At 36.2% G+C, this 15,972-nt stretch carries 13 protein-coding genes; 9 read left to right on the top strand and 4 right to left on the bottom strand.

Annotation, left to right across the window (positions count from 1 at the left end):
* The 5 genes from Q3V31_RS24505 to Q3V31_RS24485 all read left to right on the top strand — a co-directional run bounded on the left by Q3V31_RS24505 (position 1) and on the right by Q3V31_RS24485 (position 5,522).
* Positions 1-198, top strand: coding sequence for a DUF3311 domain-containing protein (locus Q3V31_RS24505; RefSeq protein ID WP_000719864.1), 198 nt, complete (start codon positions 1-3; stop codon positions 196-198).
* Positions 195-1,667: a sodium:solute symporter family protein gene (locus Q3V31_RS24500; protein ID WP_016128712.1), complete on the top strand. Its 1,473-nt coding sequence runs from the start codon at positions 195-197 to the stop codon at positions 1,665-1,667. Before Q3V31_RS24505 ends, Q3V31_RS24500 begins: the two co-directional genes overlap by 4 nt.
* A 101-nt stretch (positions 1,668-1,768) precedes the next feature.
* On the top strand, positions 1,769-3,247 hold the full coding sequence (gerLA, locus tag Q3V31_RS24495) for a spore germination protein GerLA (protein ID WP_141435224.1): 1,479 nt from the start codon (positions 1,769-1,771) through the stop codon (positions 3,245-3,247).
* A complete protein-coding gene (gene gerLB / locus Q3V31_RS24490) occupies positions 3,248-4,372 on the top strand; it encodes a spore germination protein GerLB (RefSeq protein WP_016128714.1) in 1,125 nt (374 codons plus the stop codon).
* Positions 4,356-5,522 (top strand): Ger(x)C family spore germination protein, encoded by a 1,167-nt coding sequence (locus Q3V31_RS24485; protein ID WP_016128715.1) that lies wholly within the window; start codon positions 4,356-4,358, stop codon positions 5,520-5,522. The genes gerLB and Q3V31_RS24485 overlap by 17 nt, the downstream gene beginning before the upstream one ends.
* A gap of 202 nt (positions 5,523-5,724) precedes the next feature.
* Here the strand turns inward: Q3V31_RS24485 and Q3V31_RS24480 are convergent, their stop codons facing one another.
* The 3 genes from Q3V31_RS24480 to Q3V31_RS24470 are packed head-to-tail and all read right to left on the bottom strand — an operon-like array spanning position 5,725 to position 8,079.
* The gene (locus Q3V31_RS24480) at positions 5,725-7,125 is read right to left on the bottom strand and encodes a nucleoside recognition domain-containing protein (protein WP_000443602.1); all 1,401 of its coding nucleotides are present in this window, start codon (positions 7,123-7,125) and stop codon (positions 5,725-5,727) included.
* The gene (locus Q3V31_RS24475) at positions 7,103-7,825 is read right to left on the bottom strand and encodes a FeoB small GTPase domain-containing protein (RefSeq protein WP_016128716.1); all 723 of its coding nucleotides are present in this window, start codon (positions 7,823-7,825) and stop codon (positions 7,103-7,105) included. Before Q3V31_RS24475 ends, Q3V31_RS24480 begins: the two co-directional genes overlap by 23 nt.
* Positions 7,822-8,079: a FeoA family protein gene (locus Q3V31_RS24470; RefSeq protein ID WP_329767415.1), complete on the bottom strand. Its 258-nt coding sequence runs from the start codon at positions 8,077-8,079 to the stop codon at positions 7,822-7,824. Before Q3V31_RS24470 ends, Q3V31_RS24475 begins: the two co-directional genes overlap by 4 nt.
* A gap of 509 nt (positions 8,080-8,588) precedes the next feature.
* Here Q3V31_RS24470 and Q3V31_RS24465 point away from each other — a divergent pair.
* The 4 genes from Q3V31_RS24465 to Q3V31_RS24450 all read left to right on the top strand — a co-directional run bounded on the left by Q3V31_RS24465 (position 8,589) and on the right by Q3V31_RS24450 (position 12,051).
* Positions 8,589-9,488, top strand: a complete 900-nt coding sequence (locus tag Q3V31_RS24465) for a phosphate ABC transporter substrate-binding protein PstS family protein (protein ID WP_016128717.1) — start codon at positions 8,589-8,591, stop codon at positions 9,486-9,488.
* A 70-nt stretch (positions 9,489-9,558) separates the two neighbouring features.
* Positions 9,559-10,449, top strand: coding sequence for a phosphate ABC transporter permease subunit PstC (gene pstC / locus Q3V31_RS24460; protein WP_002074494.1), 891 nt, complete (start codon positions 9,559-9,561; stop codon positions 10,447-10,449).
* Between the two features lie 2 nt (positions 10,450-10,451).
* Positions 10,452-11,372, top strand: coding sequence for a phosphate ABC transporter permease PstA (gene pstA, locus Q3V31_RS24455; protein ID WP_000994149.1), 921 nt, complete (start codon positions 10,452-10,454; stop codon positions 11,370-11,372).
* Positions 11,373-11,511: 139 nt separating this feature from the next.
* Positions 11,512-12,051, top strand: coding sequence for a P-loop nucleotide/nucleoside kinase family protein (locus tag Q3V31_RS24450; RefSeq protein WP_000465750.1), 540 nt, complete (start codon positions 11,512-11,514; stop codon positions 12,049-12,051).
* Positions 12,052-12,207: 156 nt separating this feature from the next.
* Here Q3V31_RS24450 and Q3V31_RS24445 read toward each other — a convergent pair whose 3' ends face one another.
* Positions 12,208-15,252 (bottom strand): efflux RND transporter permease subunit, encoded by a 3,045-nt coding sequence (locus Q3V31_RS24445; RefSeq protein WP_329767414.1) that lies wholly within the window; start codon positions 15,250-15,252, stop codon positions 12,208-12,210.
* Between the last annotated feature and the right edge of the window lie 720 nt (positions 15,253-15,972).

Below are 15,972 nucleotides of genomic sequence, written 5' to 3'. Positions count from 1 at the left end.
ATGAAGAAAATACACGTGCTAGCACTTATTCCAGTTCTTTGTTTAGTGATTGGACCAGTATTTGCTAATTCGGTCACTCCTTACGTACTTGGGATGCCATTTCTATTATTTTGGGTATTATTATCAGTGCTCATTACGTCTCTTTGTATGGGGCTTGTGTACGTATTCGACCCTGCTAATAAGGGGGATGTGAAATGACAGCATTACTTATCATTATTTTATTCTTATTTTTAGCGCTATTTTTAGGGATTCGAGCCCAACGTGGAAAAGATATGAATTTAGAGCAATGGTCAGTTGGAGGAAGAGGGTTTGGAACTATTTTCGTTTTTCTCCTTATGGCAGGCGAAATTTATACGACATTCACATTTTTAGGAGGAAGTGGCTGGGCGTATAGTAAAGGAGCTCCTACTTTTTATATTTTAGGGTATGGTGCATTAGCTTATATTTTATCGTATTTCTTATTGCCTCCAATTTGGAAATATGCAAAAGAGCATAACCTCGTTTCACAGTCCGATTTTTTTGCGAAAAAATATAGCAGTAAGACGCTTGGGATAATTGTTTCAATTATTGGTGTAATTTCTATCATCCCATATCTTGTTTTACAGCTAAAGGGATTAGGGATCATCGTTTCGGAAGCATCTTATGGAAGAGTATCACCAGTTATTGCAGTATGGATTGGTGCTATTGTTATAACTATATATGTAATGGTTTCAGGTATACATGGATCGGCTTGGACAGCTGCTTTGAAGGATATTATGATACTATTTATCGTTATGTTTTTAGGTATATATTTACCGTACCATTATTATGGAGGATTTCAGCCGATGTTCGAAGCTGTAGAAGCAGTGAAACCAGGTTTTTTATCTTTACCTGAAGAAGGAATGAGTATTTCTTGGTTTGTTTCTACTATTATATTAACGGCTCTTGGTTTCTATATGTGGCCCCATACATTCGCTTCTGCTTTCTCGGCAAAAAATGAAAAAGTATTTCGTAAAAATGCGGCAATTATGCCACTGTATTCTTTAGTTTTACTTTTCGTATTTTTTGCAGGGTTTGCTGCTATCTTGCAAGTTCCAGGGTTAAAGGGAGCGGATGTAGATCTTTCATTATTCCGTCTGGCTCTTCAAACGTTTGATCCATGGTTTATTGGTATTATTGGTAGTGCAGGAGTGTTAACGGCATTAGTTCCAGGTTCCATGCTTGTTATGGCGGCATCTACGTTGTTAGCAAAAAATATTTACCGAACAATGGTGCCATCTGCTTCAGATAGACAAGTTGCAAAAGCAGCTAAGTTATTTGTACCTGTCGTAACGTTTGTTGCAGTATTGTTTACATTTAAAGGAGGAGAAACGATAGGTGCTCTTCTTTTAATGGGGTACAGTATAGTTACGCAACTTTTCCCTGCGCTTGTATGTAGTTTGTTTCCTCGTCAAATTATTACGAAACAAGGTGCGATTGCGGGGATGGGGATTGGGTTGTTAATTGTCGCATATATCACCTTATCTGGTTCTACTATAGCTACGATGTTCCCGGGTGTCCCGCAGTATATGAAAGATTTGAATGTAGGTATAGTCGCGTTGTTAGTTAACATTATTGTGATGTTTGTAGTTAGTGGATTCACAAGAAATGTATCTGTAAAGACCGACAATATAATAGTAGAAAAGTAATTCGCGTGTTAGAGCTATCTTTGAAAAGAGATAGCTCTTTTTTGTATATATTTTCTTCTATTAGCGGAATCTAACTAAAAACTTGTTGAAAAGGAAGCTAGGTGGGGAAATTGTTAGAGCTAGAAGGTAACTTGTTTGAAGTTATGAAGGAAATTAGGGATGAGTTAGGTTCACCTAATGATTTAACAATTAGAGAAGTTGCTCTTGCTGGTAGTTTAACACGCTGCGCTGTTATTTTTTTATGTGGGTTAACAGATAAGGATAATGTTTATAAATATGTAGTTCGTACACTTCAATATGAAGAAATACCAAATGAAGCAGCTGTGGTTCAGACATTATTGGATCGTTTTATTTCTATTGCAGAAGTCGGTATGAAGACGACTTTTCCAGATATTATAAATGCGGTTTTAGCAGGAGATACAGTCATATTAATTGATAATATTCAAACGGCTATTGTTGTTAACAGTAGAGCTTGGGAGAAAAGAAGTCTAGAGCCTCCAGTGACAGAAGATTTAATACGTGGACCGAGAGTTGGATTAAATGAAGATATTAATGTGAACAAAATGCTAATTCGCCGTGGTTTACGTGATCCGAAGTTACGGTTTCAATCTTATATTATGGGGAAACGATCGCAGAAAGAAGTAACCCTAGTATATATAGAAGATATTATTAACCCTTATATTGTAAAAGAACTAGATCGGCGTCTTCAATCAATAGTGACAGATGTCATTTTTGAGACAGGAACGATTGAGCAATTAATTCAAGATAATAATTTGTCGCCGTTTCCGCAGTTTTTAAATACAGAAAGACCAGATAATATAGTGGCTGCATTGGCGAAAGGGAAAGCGGCCATTTTAGTAGATGGGTCACCATTCGCTCTTATAGCTCCACTAGTGTTTGTTGATATTTTTCAATCTGTAGAAGATCATTATGAGCGTTGGGTAATTGGAACGTTATTAAGAATTTTACGTATGGGATCAGGTATCGCTGCTGTTTTATTACCTGCCATGTACGTAGCGCTTGTATCGTATCATCAAGGGCTTATTCCATCTAAACTAGCTTATTCTATTGCGGGAGCGAGAGAAGGGGTGCCATTTCCTGCTTATATAGAAACGTTAATGATGGCATTAACGATGGAATTAATACGAGAAGCTGGGATTAGGCTTCCGAAACCGATGGGACAAACAATTGGTATCGTAGGTGGTCTTGTAATTGGAGAAGCGGCAGTAAATGCGGGGATTGTAAATCCGTTTTTAGTAATTATTATTGCGGTTACCGCAATTGCTACATTTTCACTTCCTGTATATAGCATTACGATTACATTTCGAATTTTACTTTTCGTCTTCGTGTTAGCTGCAACTGCTTTTGGATTGTACGGAATCATTTTAGCTCTTATTGCACTTGCGGTTCATATTACAAATTTAAAGAGTGTTGGGGTTCCGTATACAACACCTATTGCTCCTGCTTTTTATAAAGATTGGGAAGAAGAATTGGTTCGCTTACCAAAATCAATGTTAAAAGAGAGACCAGAATATTTACAAACGAAAGACTCTACATTACGTCCAAAGGAGCGAGAGTAATTGAAACCATTTGAGTATGGGGATGAAGAGATTGGATCTCGGGAAATTGGGTTTGCGGTATCGTCAACCATTATTGGTATAGGGGCATTGTCTATGCCGAGAGATATTGCTGATCAAACTTTATTTTCGGACGGTTGGATTATTTTGCTTTTGGGTGGATTGATATGTGCGGTTTTAGGTTGGTTTGTAACGAGGGTAGCTATTTTATTCCCAAAACAAAACTTTGTTCAATATACAAGTGCACATTTGACGAAACCTGTTGCATACACAATTAGTAGCATTTTAGTATTAACGTTTGCAGCTCTGACAGCATATGAATCGCGAATGATTGCGGTTATTTCACAAACATATTTATTTAGTGATACACCAATACAGCTATTGTCTTTCTTCTTCTTATTAGTTGTTATTTATGGAGTGGCAGGATCGAGAGCGGCTTTATTAAGATTAAATGTTCTATTCCTACCAATTGTTTTAATTGCGATAGTGCTTCTTTCTTTATTGAATGTGAACTTAATGGAAATAGATAATTTACTACCGGCTTTTCAAACAAATGTCAGTCAGTATGCTGTAGGAGTTAAAAATTCTATTTTTACATTCATCGGATTTGAGGTAGCTCTGTTTTATGCTGTGTTGTTGAATGATAAGGCAGCGAAAAAAGCGCCAATGGCAGTTGCAAAAGCGGTGATCGTAAACGTGTTGTCATACATTTTGATTTATGTAACTTGTATTAGTGTTTTTACGTATATGACAACACGTGGATTGACATATCCAACAATTGAATTAGGAAAAGAAATTGAAATTGGTGGAGGGTTTTTAGAAAGATTTGATGCCATTTTTTTTACTACTTGGATTATTACTATTTATAACACTACAGCAATGTATTATGACGTCGCATCTTTATTATTTTGTGCTATGTTTCCAAAAGTGAAGAAACATATTTTTATTTTTGTAAGTGCCCCGATTATTTTTATGGTGAATATGATACCTAGTAATTTGAATACGTTGTCAAGTTATGGGACTTATTTAGCTTGGATAGATATGGGGTTTGTCGTGTTAGCACCTTTGTTAGTTTTTATTGTATATAAAATAAAAAGAAGGAATGGTAGAAATGAAACACCTTCTTAAAATAATAATGGTTATGGTTTTAGCTGGATTTATAAGTGGGTGCTCTGAGTTAGAAGAAATAGAAGAAAGGGGATTTGTAGTAGGTGCAGCTTACGATATTGTAAAGGAAAAGAAAGCAAATCCAATTATGAAAGGGACGTATCAGATGGTACTTCCTAGTAAATTATCGCAACAAGGTGGACAAGGTGATGGAGGTGGAGAAAATTATATTAATGTTAGTGCGAAAGCGGATAGTGTCTTTGAGCAAATACGAATTATCGCCAAAAAAATTAGTCGTTCATTATTCTTTCCGCATATACAAGTGATAATTTTTTCTAAAGATTTACTAGCGAATCCATATGTTTTGCAAAATACGTTAGATGTATATATTCGCGATCACGAGATGAGAAGAAATATTCGTTTGTTCGTTTCTGAGAAAAATGCAGAAGCTATCTTAAAGCAGAGTGCCAAGCCTGAAAATTTACCGGCGCAGTATATTGATATGTTAGCTGAACACCCTCCGAAAAATGCTCAAATGATTGAAGCTGCAAGAATTGGTGAAGTACAGGAAAAGATGATTTCTAACCAAAGTTTCGTATTACCTATTCTCGAACTAACAAAACAAGGGGTACAAATGAACGGAGCAGCGTTGTTTCGTGGGAAGGATAATAAGTGTGTAGGCAGTTTGAGTGGAGAACAAACAGTAGGAATGAATTATATAATAGGTAAAAAAATTGGAGGTTTTTTTACTATCCGTAAAAAAGACCAGCTTATTACATATGAAATTCATAAGGTGCACCGAAAGATTAAAGTGTCTACGACAAATGCTACAAAACCGAAGTTTGATATCCATTTATCTCTGGAAGGTACATTGGCTGAGTTGCACTTTAGTGATCATAAACAAGTTATGAATGAAAAGCGCTTGAAGAGGGATATTTCGAAGGAAATGGAGAAGCGTATTCAAAAATCGATTAAGCTTGTTCAAAAAAAATATAAGGTAGATGTATTAGCATTAGGGGAAGTATATAAGCGGCATAATTATAAAGAGTGGAAAAAAATAAGTAAGAATTGGGATCAAGGTGAAAATTACTTTAGTAACGCTGAGGTTACTGTTCATGTTCATCCGACAATTGAGCATTCGGGTTCGGCTTTACCGAAGAGAGTGAAATAAGGTGATTTAAGTTGTTTACTGGACTAGGAATTAGTTGCACGATATTAATGGCGGTTCTTCCGGGAGTCATATACTTTATTCATAAAAAACTCACAACGTATGGAGCTCAGCCGTGGAAAGAAAAAAAGAAACCTGAATAATTTCAGGTTTCTTTCGCGCAAAGCATATGTGAAGGGGGATACCTTCTATGTATGCTTTGTTTTTATACAAGTCCTAACCAATGTACCAATTGTGTAGAGAGGAAAGTCACAACAATTGCGATAACGGTAGGGATTGCGAACGATAAGAATGTCCATTTTGCACTTTTTGTTTCTTTATATATGTTAACCAGTGTTGTTCCGCACGGGAAATGAAGGAGTGAGAACAACATTGTATTTAACGCTGTTAACCAAGTCCAACCATTTTCTAAGAATAGATTTTTAATTTGGTTAAAATCATCTATCTCAGTTAAAGCCCCAGTTGATAAATAAGACATTAATAAAATCGGGATAACAATTTCATTCGCTGGTAGTCCAAGAATGAATGCAGCTAAAATAAACCCGTCAAGTCCTAACATTTTAGCGAATGGATCTAGGAAGTTTACAAAATACATAAGTAAGCTTGTGTCACCGATGAAAATATTAGCAAGTAACCAAGTTAATGCAGCTGCAGGGGCAGCTACAACTATAGCTCGTTTTAAAACATAAATTGATTTATCGAGTGTTGCACGTACAATTGTATTCCAAACTTTTGGCTTACGGTACGGTGGTAACTCAAGAGTGTAGTGAGTTGGCACACCTTTTAAAGCTGTTTTTGATAGTACCCAAGAAACAGTTAATGTCATAATAACACCAATTACAACCATTCCAACTACGACACCTGCAGTAACTAATGTTTGCATACTACCTGTATAACCAGCAGCCATAAATAATGAAGCCATTAAAATTAACATAGGCCAGCGACCGTTACAAGGAACGAAGTTGTTTGTTAAGATTGCAAGCATTCGTTCACGTGGTGATTCAATAATACGTGTTGACATAATAGCGGCTGCATTACAACCAAAACCCATTGCCATTGTTAAAGATTGTTTGCCATGTGCACCGGAGCGTTTGAATAAGCGATCCATATTAAAAGCGACACGTGGTAAGTATCCGTAGTTTTCTAATAGTGCGAACATAGGGAAAAAGATTGCCATAGGTGGTAACATAACGCTAATAACAGCACCGATACCACGGAATAAACCAAGTATTAAAATGCCATGTAACCATTCAGGTGCATGCGCTGCTTGGAACCAAGATGTTAAATATCCTTCTGCCCATCCGAAGAATTCAGCAATCATATCAGATGGTACGTTAGCGCCTGCAATTGTAAGATAAAAAATAATAGATAAAATACCGAGCATAATTGGGAATCCCCAGATGGGAGATGTGAAAATTTTATCTAGTTTTTCAGAACGATACAATTTATCAGTATTTGTATATTGAACAGACTCTTTACATATGCTTGCAGATGTTCGATAAATATCTCCGACAATATCATCTCGTATATCTTCTTTTGAGAGTGTTTGTGCATGTTGAATGATATAGTCTAATGGAAGAGCTTTACTGGCTGAGTGAGATTCCATTCATTACGACCTCCCTTACAAGTGGTTCATTATGGTGTTTTTGAAGTGTAGTTAAGAAATTTTTATCTCCATCTAAAATACGTAAAGCAATCCAACGTGCTGGATACGTATCACCAAACACTTTATAAATTTGCGGTTCTAATTCCTGAATCATATTTTCGATTTTTTCACTGTAAGAAATTTTAATTGGTGTTGGAATTAATTTTTTATTAGCTACTTTAGAGATAACATTTAGCAAATGCCCAATACCTACTCGGTTACGAGCAGAAATCTTAACTACAGGTACACCGAGCGATTTTGCTAATTTCTTTTCATCAATAACGATGCCTTTTTTCTCCGCTTCATCAATTAAATTAATACAAATGACTACATTGCTTGTCATTTCCATTACTTGGAGTGCTAAATTTAAATTTCTTTCCATTGCAGTTGCATCTATAACAACTACAGTTACTTCTGGTTTTTCAAATATAATATAATCTCTTGCTACTTCTTCATCCGCAGAATTTGAATATAGTGAGTAAGTTCCAGGTAAATCTATTAATGTATATTTACTTCCGTTATGTTCATATTCCCCTTCAGCTTTTAAAACAGTTTTTCCCGTCCAGTTTCCAGTATGTTGTTTTAAGCCTGTTAAAGTATTAAATAATGTACTTTTCCCGGTATTCGGGTTGCCAGCTAAAGCAATGCGATGTTTGCTCATCTGAAATCATCTCCTATTAATACCCCGAAAACAAGGGAACTTTCTTCCTTACGTAGTGCAATAGTTGTGTTGCTTACTTGATAAGCGACCGGATCTCCAAGTGGACTGCGTTGTAATACTTTAATCGTTGCCCCAGGGATAAATCCTAAGTCTAATAAACGTCGTTTCATAGTTCCTTCTAATTGTATCTTCTCAATTTGTACAAACTCTCCTGTTTTAAATTCAGAAAGTGGTTTTGTATTAGCCGATACCATAAAAGTTACCCCATCTCTATATTGTTAGTTTAAGTTTAAAAAGTTTCCTCAGGTAAACTTTTTGTTAGTAATATAGTAGACCACATTGAATGATGCTGTCAATTAGTACTTTAAAAATATTCAATTATTTTTAGAATTGTTCCAATTTATTTAGTTGTACCAAAAAATATTACTGAAATTCTTCGCAATGTAAATAAAGTAAGGGTGTAAAACCTTAAAAATATAGGGTGATTGTAAATGTAGTTTTAATCTAAAGGGGAAAATGCAGAAAATTATTTACACTAGCTTTACATTGTTAAGATTAAATTTACAATAATGCATGTTTAGTGTGGATTTTGTTGGGCTTTTCAACTATAAATGTTGGAATGTCTAGCTTTTGCGGGATGTTACCCCTATTTACTTAAACTTAAAAATTGCTTAACACTCACATAATATTGTTGTCCTACAATGAATTTGTGTTCGAAAGAAGATGAATTCGAAAAGTGATAATCCAAATGGGGGTACAAGACATGGTTATGAAAAAGGGTATTAAATTTTCTTTAGCGGCTTTAGTTGTTGCAGGTGCATTAGTTGGATGTGGAAAAGCAGAAAGTACGGATAATAAGGAAGCTGCTAAAGGTAGCGATGCAAAACAAGAATTATCAGGTACGATTGCAGCGGCTGGCTCTACAGCTCTTCAACCTCTTGCGGAGGAAGCTGGAAAGAAATTCATGGAGAAAAATTCAAAGGTTTCTATTCAAGTTCAAGGTGGCGGTAGTGGAACTGGGATTAACCAAGTAGCATCTGGTGCGGTACAAATTGGTAACTCAGATGTTCCAGCTGGAGATAAAATAAAAGATGCTGAAAAAGCAAAAGAATTAGTAGATAACAAAGTTGCGGGTATCGCATTCGCGCTTGTCGTAAATAAAGATGTAAAAGTTGATAACTTAACAGTACAACAAGTACAAGATATCTTCACTGGAAAAGTAACGAACTGGAAAGAAGTAGGCGGAAAAGATGAAAAAATCAACGTAATTAACCGTCCAGCTTCATCTGGTACACGTGCTACTTTTGAAAAGACAGTTATGAAAGACGCGAAAATTAATGATGGAACTGGTACAACACAAGATTCTAATGGTGCTGTAGAGCAAGCGATTAACTCTACTCCAGGTTCAGTTAGTTACTTGGCAATGTCTTACATGGTTGGTGAGAAAAAAGGTGCGTTACAGACGGTTAAAATTGATGGATCTGAACCGAAAGTTGAAAATATTTCTGCTGGTAAATATCCATTCTGGTCTTACGAGTACATGGTAACGAAAGGTGAGGCGAAGGAAGCAACTAAGGCTTACATCGACTATGTAAAAGGTAAAGACTTTGAAAAACAAGTAGAAGATATGGGTTACATTCCGATGTCTAAATTAAATAAGTAATAAAATTTATGGGGCTGGCTGCAAGGTCAGTCCTGTTCATTTCAATCTATGAAGTGGGGTCTGACCTGTGATGAAGGGGAAAAAACAAATTAATTACGTAAAGAGTGAATATATAGGAAGATCACTTGTTACGTTTTGCGGTATTTTTATTGTTCTTGTTACATTAGCTATTATTGCGTTTATTTGCGGAAAAGGAATTCAATCATTCACGCAAAGTGGTATCTCATTTACTGAGGTGTTAACATCGACAAAATGGAATCCAAATGCTGATCAAGGCACGTATGGTGCTGTAATCTTTATTGTAGGTTCGACGCTTGTGTCGTTAGGTGCGGTCGTTATTAGTGCACCGATTGCTATAGCTCTTGCTATATTCATGAATTTAATTTCGCCGAAGTTTGGGAATAAAGTATTGAAGCCTGTTTTGGAATTATTAGTTGGTATTCCGTCAGTTGTATACGGATTATTGGGGGTTACAATTTTAGTTCCTCTATTACGTGATTCGTTTGGTGGAGTAGGCTTTAGTTTAATTGCAGGTATTATTGTGCTAAGTATTATGATTTTACCTACTATTGCTAGTATCGCTTCTGATGCAATACGCTCTGTTCCATTTGATTACTTGGAAGCTTCTTACGGTTTAGGATCAACGAAATGGCAAGCGATTAGCCGAGTGATTGTTCCAGCTGCAAAACAAGGGATTTTAACAGGTATAGTTTTAGGTTTAGCGCGTGCTTTTGGTGAAGCATTAGCGGTTCAAATGGTAATCGGGAACACGATTAAATTACCAGAAGGAATATATAGTCCGACAGCAACGTTAACGGGTATTCTGACAATGGATATGACGAATACATTGAACGGAACAGCTTGGAACAATGCGTTATGGACTTTAGCGATGATTTTACTTGTTATTTCATTCCTGTTTATTTTAGTAATTCGAGCAATTGGGCAAAGAGGTGAGCGATAATAATGAATGCAAGAACGGTAAATAAAGTTTGGACAGGTATCTTTTATGCAGTTGCGGCTTTAGTTGTGGCTTTGCTAGTGTTCTTAGTGTTTGAAATTCTGCAAAAGGGATGGGGATTTTGGGATCCTAGTTTCTTATTCGGAGAACCAAGTAATACAAGAGCTGGTGGTGGAATTGGTCCGCAATTATTCAATTCCTTCTACATGCTTGTTATAACGCTTGTTATATCTATTCCTCTTGGATTAGGTGCTGGAATATATTTAGCGGAGTATGCAAGACAAGGTCGTTTTTTAAGTTTTGTTCGTTTATGTATTGAGACGATGGCGTCTTTACCTTCTATTGTTGTTGGACTATTTGGTTTGTTAGTGTTTGTTACAATGACAGGCTGGGGATACACGGTAATGGGTGGTGCTCTTGCTTTAACTATTTTAAACTTACCAGGTTTAACACGTGTTTGTGAAAATGCGATTTCAGAAGTTCCTCATAATGTAAAAGAGGCGAGCCTTGGATTAGGTGCGACAAAGTGGCAAACGATCGTGCGTATTATTATCCCGTCGTCATTGCCACAAATTATTACAGGTGTTATTTTAGCGGCTGGCCGTATATTTGGTGAAGCAGCGGCATTAATTTACACAGCGGGTTTAACATCTCCAATTTTAAATTCAGCAGCGGACTTCTCGAGTCCTGCGCATCCTTTAAATCCATTTAGACCAGCCGAAACGTTAGCGGTTCATATTTGGAAGTTGAATTCTGAAGGGATTATCCCAGATGCGAAGTTAATTGCGACAAAATCTGCAGCTGTATTAATTATTATGGTATTACTATTCAATGTCATTTCACGCTTGGTAGCATCTGTATTGCATAAGCGCTTTACAGGAACGAAAAGAAAAAGTAAAACGACGAAGAAGGTAAAAGCGGCATAAGTTGAAGATGAAAACTCTCTGTTTATAAAACAGAGAGTTTTTTTACGGTCATTTTGTTGTTGGCAGGAAAAGAAGAAGAGTGACCGAATAGGTAACTTGATATATAGAAATTGGGATGAAAATAGGGAGGGATTTGGAAGTGTTTTTTCTGCAAATGTCGGGGTTTCCTGGGTCTGGGAAATCGACACTTTCTAAGTATATCGCTAAATTAACAGGTGCTGTTATTGTAGATCATGACGTCGTGAAATCAGCTTTATTAAAATCATTAAAGGAAAAAGGTGTTGAACCAACAGTGGTTGGAGGAATCTCCTATGATATTGAGTGGGAACTGATCGATTTTTTGTTGGAGCAAGAGCACAGTGTGATATTAGATAGTCCGTGTCTCTACGAAGGGATGGTTAAAAAAGGAATAGATTTATGTCAGAAACATGGTGCTACATATAAATATATTGAATGTTATCTTAATAGTATAGAAGAAATTAATCGTAGGTTACAAACGCGTGAACGTAAGATAAGTCAAATTACAAAAGTGGGATCAGAAGTAGCATTTCAAAAATGTCTGGCTGGCAGTAAAAGGCCTTTACATGGTGAATATCTTATTGTGGATTCTGGAGAGCCGCTAGAGAAGTATGGTAAAAAAGTGATGGATTATATTTATCCCGCTATTTGTGGGAAGTAAAACTCCCACCTCAAAATTCAGCTGGAGCAAAGGAGTTAGATGGGGGCTAATAATCAGTGTGGGGGATAAACCCTCACTGATTAAAAATTCACTTTATGGATAGGTAGAGGGATACAAAAGACGTTATCTTCAATTATGAAGATAACGTCTTTTGGTTTAAATATCAGGTGTTTCTGTAGAAGTACTCATTTTTCTGCGGGAGCGTCTTTTTCTCCCGATTTTATCTAATAGTTCATACATAACAGGAACAACTACTAATGTAAGAACGGTTGAAGCGGCTAAGCCGCCAATTACAACGACAGCTAGACTTTTTGATACCATGCTGCCCGCTTGAGATTGGCCGAATAGGAGTGGTAGCATAGCGACGATTGTTGTTATGGCTGTCATAATAATTGGGCGTAATCGAGTGGAGCCGGCTTCTAATAGGGCTTCTCTTGTTTCCATACCATTTTCTCGATTTTGTTGGACTCTTTCTATTAATACAATAGCATTTGTAACGACAATTCCGATTAACATTAATGCGCCAATCAAGGAATTTACATCAACTGGTGTTCTGGAAATGATTAATCCTAAAATACCTCCGACAGCAGCTAATGGCAAGGAGAATAAAATTGCAAAAGGAGCACGCGCCTGCCCGAATGTGATGACCATAATTAAATATACAATCCCGATTGCAATCCCCATAATTTTAAATAAATCAGTGAAGTTCTCTTGCATAGATTCAGTAGCACCTGCGATATTTACTTTTGCCCCGTTAGGTAAATCTAAGTCGGCTATCGCTTTGTTTACTTCTGCGCTTACTTTACTTAAATCGTCACTTGAAGCTTCTGCAGTAATTTGAATCGTTTCTTTCCCGTCTTTATGGAAGATTTCCGTTTGAAGTTGTTTTTCTGAAATAGTTGCAATGTCTTTTAAAGGAATTGGTCCGTTAATAGGTGATAGTATGTTTGTGTTTAAAATATCTTCTTGTTTGTTAATGGATGCCTTTTTATGTTCTATCATAATAGTTGTTTTTTCATTATTGATTGAGATTTCCCCAATAGGGGATTTCTTCATAAGGAATGATACTTGTTGTGCTGCTAATTCTGGTGTTAAACCTAGTTGCTCAGCCTTTGTTTGATCGATATGAATTTGCCATTCTTTTTTAGATTCTTCTATATTTGTTTTTACTTTGGAAAGAGAATCCATGCTTTTTAGTTTTGTTTCGACGATGTTAGCGGCCTTTTGTAAATTTGTTTCGTTAGTAGCTGTTACATTAAATTGTAAGTTGTTTCCGCCTCCGGAGTCAGAGTAACTCGTTTTTATATAATCAAGTTCAGCTGGTTCGAAAGCTGTATGTTCCTTTTTTAATTCTTTAATATATTGGTCGATGTCAGATCCTTTTTTAAAGACTACAAATATAGTTGCAAGATTGTTTTGCGTTGTCTGTCCCCATTGTGCATCTTCTGCGCTAGATCCCATTCGCAAAATAACATCTGTTACATCAGAATTAGAGAGGAGTTTCTTTTCGAAATCAAAGGCTTTTTGTTTTTTAGCTTCAGAATCATAACCAGCTGGAAATGTCATGTTAACGGAAAGCATTGTATCATCCTCAGACTTTATGTTCGCTTTCGGAAGTAGTATGTAGGCTGCAATTGATCCTGCAAATAATAAAAAAGAAGTGAGTAGAATGATAAATTTATGAGAAAGAGCCCACTTTAATGTAGCGACATATCGCGGTGAAGAATGTGAATTGCGACGTTTTGTTTTTTTGAGCAGTAAAAAAGCCATAAGTGGAACGACTGTTAATGCCACAATTAAGGAAGAAAGTATAGAATATACAACTGCTAACACCATAGGTAACATTAGTTTTCCGATTACTCCCGATACGAGACCGATAGGTAAAAAAACGGCGACTGTTGTTAAAGTAGAAGAGGTAATTGCGACGGCGACCTCTTTTGTTGCATCGAGAATAATATCTTTAGAGAAAGGTTCTTTTTGTAAACGACGGAAAATGTTTTCAATGACAACGATACTATCATCGACGAGGCGTCCAACTGCAACGGCTAAGCCACCTAGAGTTAAAATGTTAAGTGTGATGTTAGATTGGTGGAGTAAAAATAGTGTTAATAGGATAGATAATGGGATACTGACGACAGCGATGAGTGTTGTTCGGAAGCTACGTAAAAAGATTAAGATAATGAGAGTCGCGGCAATGGCCCCAAGGATTACTTCTTTGCCCATACTAGTAACAGCGTTTTCAACTTGCTCATGAGTTGAAGCTAAAAGTTTAATAGAATACTGATCTTTATATTGCTTACTTATATCTTTAATCTTTTTATCAATCTCTTTTCCAATTGCAACCGCGTTTTTACTCGGCTCTTTCATGATGACTAATCCTGTTCCTTCTTCTCCGTTTATGTGTGAGATTGTATCGTAATGTTGTTTTAGTTCAATTTGAGCGACATCTTGTAATTTTACTTGAGGTGTAACGGTGATGTTTTTTATGTCATTTACATTTTTTATATCCCCGATGACACGAAGATTGTATTCTTCCTTATTAACGGTAATTGCTCCGGCTGGAGTGGAAGTTTCTTTTCCTTGTAAAACTGTTAATACTTGCTGTGATGTTACGTTTTTATCTTTTAGTTGGTTAGGATCAAGTACGATGGATAATTCGGAAGTTGATTTTCCGAAAAACATAACATTGGCAACACCATCAATGCTTTCGAGTTGTGGTACGATTTCTTTCTCGATTTGTTTTTCGTCAGCTTTTGAAAATCCGTTTTGCTTCTGGATGGTGATTTGAGCGAGTGGAATCATAGAAGTATTTAATTGACTAACTACAGGCTTAGTTACATCTTTAGGTAATTTAATTGTATTAATTGCTTTCTCGACTTCGCGTGCCGCGTCTTTCATATTTGCCTTGGATGTATATGCGATGTCGATGCGCGATAACCCTTCATGTGTAGAAGAAGTGATGCCATCGATATGTTCTAAATTACGAAATTGTTTTTCGAGAGGATCAGTCACGTCCTTGGTCATCGTTTCAGCATCGAGCCCTTGAGACAATGTCGTAACAGTTATTGCGGGGTTATCGATGCTTGGTAAAAATTCCATAGGTAATTTAGAGCCGGAATAAACGCCGAGTATGGAAATGAGAAAAACCATGATGATAATAGCAGCTCGGTTTTTTAATGAAAACTTTGTTAACCTATCCATAAGATAATTCCTCCATTAGTTTATTTATAGTTGTGTGGGCACTTTCTTACTATATAACAAAAAATGGATATTTTTCATTAATTAAATGTAAAAAAATTCTAACAATAATCTTAAGTTAATATTTTGAAGGGAAGTTCGTTATTTATGAAAGTGAAATTCCTGATTGTTGAAGCGAAGCGTTAATTAAAGTTTTTCTCTAGTGTAGTGGACTCGTTTTTTGTTACTCTACATTTAAATGTTTTTTTGTCCTTCTTAAGTAGAGTTGTGGTTATTGTAAAATTTAAAAGGGAGAGGGCTAAAGATTAGGGGTTTATGTGGAATACTGTCTGGTTGATGATAGTGTATAGTAAGTTGTCTACAATCAAAATGAATGTTTTCAGTAGAAAGGATAATGGTTCTTTCTATAGAAGAAAGTAGGCTAGATGATTTTTTTTGTATTTTTTTATAAAAAACACTTGTTATTTAAAAACCATGATGGTATATTAATAAACGTCGCTGATGCGGAAACGCAGAAAACGACAAAAAGAAATTAAAAAGCATAGTTGACATCGAAAAATGAAGATGTTAATATGATGAAGTCGCTTCTGAAGCGGCGGACAAGTTCTTTGAAAACTGAACGAAACAAACAATGTGAACGTCAATTTTTATTTTTAGATGCTAGACAAACTAACTTTATTGGAGAGTTTGATCCTGGCTCAGGATGAACGCTGGCGGCGTGCC

The sequence above is a fragment of the Bacillus nitratireducens genome (assembly GCF_036320425.1).
GTDB lineage: Bacteria > Bacillota > Bacilli > Bacillales > Bacillaceae_G > Bacillus_A > Bacillus_A nitratireducens.
The sequence above is the reverse complement of the archived record's forward strand: the minus strand, read 5'-3'. Positions and strand labels throughout refer to the sequence as shown.